The sequence below is a fragment of the Terrabacter sp. P5_B1 genome, from assembly GCF_056400505.1.
The window spans coordinates 1-5,408 of record NZ_JBFULD010000292.1; the positions used below are offsets into that span (position 1 = coordinate 1).

Sequence of the window (5,408 nt, forward strand, 5' to 3'; positions counted from 1 at the left end):
CGTGTCCTTCCGGCTGCCCGCCGGCCGCGAGGCGACGGCGGCCCGTCGTGCGGCGACGAAGGGCGTCGGGGCCGGCCTCCGGACGATCGACCGCTCCCGAGCGACGCGCGAGCGCCTCGTCAAGCGCCACGGCGACCCGAAGACGAAGCCGTGGATCTACCTCATCGTGGCAACCGGCGACATCTACGAGGACATCCCGCAGGCTCAGGCCGCCGCGCGCGAGGGCGCCGACGTCATCGCCGTCATCCGTTCGACCGGGCAGTCGCTGCTCGACTACGTCCCGGAGGGGGCCACGCGCGAGGGCTTCGCCGGCACCTACGCCACGCAGGAGAACTTCCGGCTCATGCGCGCCGCGCTCGACGACGTGAGCAAGGAGCTCGGCCGCTACGTGCGCCTGACCAACTACGCCTCCGGGCTCTGCATGCCCGAGATCGCGGCCCTGGCGGGCATGGAGCGTCTCGACATGATGCTCAACGACTCGATGTACGGCATCCTCTTCCGCGACATCAACCCGATCCGCACCTTCGTCGACCAGCGCTTCTCGCGCCAGGTCCACGCCCGGGCCGGGATCATCATCAACACCGGCGAGGACAACTACCTCACGACGGCCGACGCGGTCGAGGCCGCCCACACGGTCACGGTGAGCCAGCTGCTCAACGAGCGCTTCGCCAAGGAGGCCGGGCTCGAGGACTGGCAGCTCGGTCTCGGGCACGCCTTCGAGATCAACCCCGAGATCCCCGACAGCTTCCGGATGGAGCTGGCCCACGCCCTCCTGGCCCGCCAGCTCTTCCCCGACGCCCCGCTCAAGTGGATGCCGCCGACCAAGCACATGACCGGCGACGTCTTCCGCGGCTACCTGCTCGACGGCTTCTTCAACCTCGTCGGCGCCATGACCGGCCAGGGCATCCTGCTCGTCGGCATGATGACCGAGGCCGTCGTCACGCCGTTCCTCTCCGACCGCGACCTCGCCCTGCAGAACGTCCGCTACGTCATGAACGCCGCGAGCGGGCTCACCGAGGACTTCCACCCGCCGCGAGACGGCTACATCCAGACCCGCGCCCGCCAGGTGCTCGCCGAGGCCGTCGACCTGCTCGAGCGCATCGTGCACGACAGCGACCCGGCAGGCGATGCGCCCCTGCTCGCCGCCATCGCCGACGGCACGTTCGGGCTCATGAGAAGGCCGGCCACCGGCGGCAAGGGGCTCGACGGCGTCTGCGAGCGCGCGCCGGGCTACGACAACCCGGCCACCACCGCCCTCGACGCCTGGACGCCGCCCGCAGCCACCCGGCATACGTCCATGGAGGGGGCCAGGGAGAGGGCCAGGGAGAGGGCCACGGAGAGGGCCACGCGATGAGTGCCGACATCATCCGGCCCTACGGAGACACGACGGGCGACGGCATGGTGCAGATGTCGTTCACGCTGCCCCTGCCGCACGACAAGAAGGCGGAGGGGGCGGCACTGCAGCTCGCGCGCAAGATGGGCCTGGACCCCGCCCTGCTCGTGCACGCCAAGGCCATGGGCCCCGACTTCACGTTCTTCGTCGTCTACGGCAGCACGACGCACCTCGTGAACCTCGATGAGGTCCACGTCGTCGAGCGCGAGTACCCCCTGCTGTCGGCCAAGGACGTCAACCTCGCGATCGCGAAGCAGCTGCGCCGCAAGCTCGTCGTCGTCGGTGCCTGCATCGGCACCGACGCCCACACGGTCGGGATCGACGCCATCCTCAACATCAAGGGCTTCGCGGGGGAGAAGGGCCTGGAGTACTACCGCGAGATCAAGGTCGTGAACCTCGGCGCCCAGGTGCTCGTGCCCGACCTCGTCGCGAGGTCCCATGCCGAGAAGGCGGACGCCGTCCTCGTCAGCCAGGTCGTCACGCAGAAGGACGCGCACATCCACAACACGACGCAGATGTCCGCTGCCTTCCGCGAGGCCTACCCCGCGGGGCAGGTGCCCATCCTCATCGCCGGCGGACCGCGCTTCGAGGACGGCTCGGAGCAGGCCCTCGGCGTCGACCGCATCTTCGGCCGCGGCACCACCCCCGGCGAGGTCGCGAGCTACCTCGTCCACGAGATGACCCAGCGAAAGGCGAAGAAGTCATGACCGAGCGCCCCACCACGGCGAGCGTCGGGCAGCGGGTCACGCACCGCCGCTACGTGCCCTACAGCCACGCGCACTACGCCGGCAACCTCGTCGACGGCGCGTACTCCCTGGCCGCCTTCGGTGACGTCGCGACCGAGATGTGCATCGTCACCGACGGCGACGAAGGGCTCTTCGCGTCCTACAGCGACGTGCAGTTCAAGGCCCCCGTCCGCGCCGGGGACGTCATCGAGATCTCGGCCGAGATCATCCGCGTCGGCCGGCGCTCGCGAGAGATGGACTTCGAGGTGCGCGTCGTCGCCCGCGGCACCCCGGAGCGCGGGACGTCCGCGGCCGAGTCGCTCGACGCACCGGTCGTCGCCACGACCGCCCGGGGGGTCGTCGTCGTCCCCTGACCGCCGACGTCCCGACCGCACCGAATACGGTGAACCCCGTGCGGCGCCTCCTCCTGTCCCTCATCGCCGGCGGCCTCCTCTGCCTGGCGTTCCCGACCTTCGACGTCTGGGTCGCCGCCCCGGTCGCGCTCGCCCTGTGGGCGTGGGCCTGGGCCGGTGCCGGAGCTCGCCGCGGCTTCCTGCTGGGGCTGGCCGGTGGTCTCGTCTTCTTCGTCCCGACGCTGAGCTGGTCGGGCATCTACGTCGGCGCACTGCCCTGGATCGCCCTCGCGAGCCTGGAGGCCCTCTTCATCGGCGCTGCCGGCGCGCTCTACGGCTGGTTGAGCCGCCGGGGGAGCGTCCGACCGCTCGCCTTCGCGCTCGTCTGGGTCGTGACGGAGGGTCTGCGGGCCCGTGCACCCTATGGCGGCTTCCCGTGGCTCAAGCTGGCCTTCGGCCAGGCGGACTCGCCCTTCGGGCGCCTCGTCGCCCTCGGCGGAGCCCCCTTCGTCACCTTCGTCATCGCGCTGAGCGGGGCCCTGCTCGCGCTCGCGGCCCAGCCCGCCCTGACGGCGATCAGCGCGTACCGGGGGAGCGACGCCGCCGCCGGCGCCTCGGTGCGTATGCCGTGGGGTCGGCCGGCCTCCCTCGTGGCCGCTGCGCTCGTGCTGGGCGTCGCGGGGCTCGCGGTGCCGCTGCCGACCGACGGGCCGACCGCCCAGTTCCTCGGCGTCCAGGGCAACGTGGCCCGGCCGGGGCTCGACTTCAACGCGGAGCGCCGGCAGGTCCTGGACAACCACATCGCTGCGACCCTCAAGGCCCAGGGGGAGGTCGATGCCGGTCGGGCACCCGCCCCGGACCTCGTCGTCTGGCCCGARAACGCCTCCGACATCGACCCCCTGCGCAACGCCGACGCCAAGGCCCTCATCCTCGAGACCGTCGACGCGCTGCGGCGCCCCCTCATCGTCGGCGGCCTCCTCGAGGAGCCCGCCGGCTTCGTGTCGAACGTCTCCCTGCTCTTCGAGCCCGGCAAGGGCAACACCGACCGCTACGTCAAGCGGCACCCGGTGCCCTTCGCCGAGTACATCCCCAACCGGTCGTTCTGGCGCAACTTCAGCACGGAGGTGGACCTCGTCAGTCGGGACTTCGTCGCTGGCCCGGCGCCCGGGGTCTTCCGCGTGACCACGGCGTCCGGGCAGCAGATCCGGGCCGGGCTCGCCATCTGCTTCGAGGTCGCCTACGACGACATCATGCGGGACGCCGTGCAGACGGGAGCCAACGTCCTGGTGGTCCAGACGAACAACGCGACGTTCGGCTACACCGCCGAGTCGCCCCAGCAGCTGGCCATCAGCCGCCTGCGCGCCATGGAGTTCGGCCGCTCGGTCGTCCACGTGTCGACCGTCGGTCAGAGCGCCCTCATCACGCCCGACGGAACCGCGCACCAGGTGACGTCGTTGTTCACACAGGCGGTGGTTCGGGGGGCACTACCCTTGCGGGACGCCACGACGCTGGCGACCCGGGTGGGTGAGGCCCCGGAATGGGTCGCCGCCGCTGCACTGCTGACGCTGCTCGCCCTGGGCCTCTGGGGCGGTCGCGGCAGTCACGGAGGTCGCCACGGTCGCCGGGGTGGCGCGGACGAGCAGAACACGACGAAGGACGAGGATGACGATGATGCAGCGTGAGCCGGTGACCCGGGTGGCCGTGCTCATCCCGACGTACAACGAGCGGGACAACCTGCCGGGCATCGTCGCGAGGGTGCGCGCCAACGTGCCCGCCGCCGACGTCGTCGTGCTCGACGACGGCTCGCCCGACGGCACCGGCGAGATCGCCGACGCCATCGCGGCCACGGACCCGCAGGTGCGCGTCGTCCACCGCGCGGCGAAGGAGGGCCTCGGCAAGGCGTACCTCGCCGGCTTTGCGATCGCCCTCGACGAGGGCTACGACGCGGCCGTCGAGATGGACGCCGACGGCTCGCACCTGCCCGAGCAGCTGCCCTCCCTCCTCGCCGCCCTGGGCAGCGCCGACCTGGTCATCGGCGCCCGTTGGGTGCGGGGCGGCGAGGTGCGCAACTGGCCGGTGCACCGCAAGGTGCTCTCGGTCGGCGCGAACGTCTACACCAAGGTGCTRCTCGGCATGCACGTCAACGACGCGACGGCCGGCTACCGTGCCTACCGCACGAGCGCCTTGCGCACGATGGGGCTGGCCGGCGTGCAGTCGCAGGGCTACTGCTTCCAGATCGACCTGACGCTCCGGGCCCTCCGGGCCGGTCTCACGGTGGTCGAGGTGCCGATCACGTTCGTCGAGCGCCAGGTCGGCTTCTCGAAGATGGGCCACGACATCGTCCGTGAGGCCCTGACGAGCGTGACCCGCTGGGGTGTGGAGCACCGGATGGGCCAGCTGCGCACGGTGGCCGGCCGGGTCCGGAGCCGTGAGCCCGTCGGGGACCGGCCATGAGCTCCGCCCCGAAGGCTCGACGGGTGCGTCTGACGAAGCTGGCCCTGGTTGCCCTGCTGCTCCTGCCGATCATCGAGATCGCCGTCATCGTCGCGGTCGGCGAGGCCATCGGAGGGTGGCCCACCTTCCTGCTGATCGTCGCGACGTCGCTGCTCGGGGCGTGGCTCATCCGCCGTGAGGGCGCCAAGGCCTGGCGCGCCCTCGACCAGGCGGTGCGCAGCGGGCGGATGCCGACACGCGAGATCGCCGACGGCATCGTCGTGCTCGTCGGGGGAGGCCTGCTGCTCGTGCCCGGCTTCGTCACCGACGTCGTCGGCCTCGTCCTCGTGCTGCCCTTCGTGCGTCCCGTCGCGCGCAACCTGCTCGCGGCGGTCATCTCGCGGCGCCTCGTCACCCAGACCATGACCTACACGAACCTCACGGTGACCGAGGCGCCCGAGTGGGAGCAGCGAGGGGCGCCCGAGGGCCCGCATCGCTCGACGT

Annotated in this window: 6 protein-coding genes; all 6 read left to right on the top strand. The window is 71.6% G+C overall.

What is annotated here, in order from left to right:
• On the top strand, positions 1-1,354 hold a 1,354-nt coding region (gene kamD, locus AC1DP0_RS17475; RefSeq protein WP_478086784.1), incomplete at its 5' end, for a lysine 5,6-aminomutase subunit alpha.
• Positions 1,351-2,100 carry a lysine 5,6-aminomutase subunit beta gene (gene kamE, locus AC1DP0_RS17480; RefSeq protein WP_478086786.1) on the top strand — a complete coding sequence of 250 codons (750 nt, stop codon included), beginning with the start codon at positions 1,351-1,353 and terminating at the stop codon, positions 2,098-2,100. The genes kamD and kamE, both read left to right, overlap by 4 nt.
• Positions 2,097-2,492, top strand: coding sequence for a 3-aminobutyryl-CoA ammonia lyase (gene kal, locus AC1DP0_RS17485; protein WP_478086788.1), 396 nt, complete (start codon positions 2,097-2,099; stop codon positions 2,490-2,492). The genes kamE and kal overlap by 4 nt, the downstream gene beginning before the upstream one ends.
• A gap of 38 nt (positions 2,493-2,530) precedes the next feature.
• Positions 2,531-4,153, top strand: a complete 1,623-nt coding sequence (gene lnt / locus AC1DP0_RS17490) for an apolipoprotein N-acyltransferase (RefSeq protein ID WP_478086790.1) — start codon at positions 2,531-2,533, stop codon at positions 4,151-4,153.
• Complete coding sequence (locus tag AC1DP0_RS17495) at positions 4,134-4,925, top strand: polyprenol monophosphomannose synthase (protein WP_478086794.1); 792 nt, start codon at positions 4,134-4,136, stop codon at positions 4,923-4,925. Before lnt ends, AC1DP0_RS17495 begins: the two co-directional genes overlap by 20 nt.
• Positions 4,922-5,408 (top strand): FxsA family protein (locus AC1DP0_RS17500; RefSeq protein ID WP_478086798.1); only part of this gene is annotated, 487 nt, incomplete at its 3' end. The genes AC1DP0_RS17495 and AC1DP0_RS17500, both read left to right, overlap by 4 nt.

Excerpts from the sequence above, each read along its gene's own strand:
- kamE (WP_478086786.1), top strand. The coding sequence starts at position 1,351 with ATGAGTGCCGACATCATCCGGCCCTACGGAGACACGACGGGCGACGGC.
- kal (WP_478086788.1), top strand. The coding sequence starts at position 2,097 with ATGACCGAGCGCCCCACCACGGCGAGCGTCGGGCAGCGGGTCACGCAC.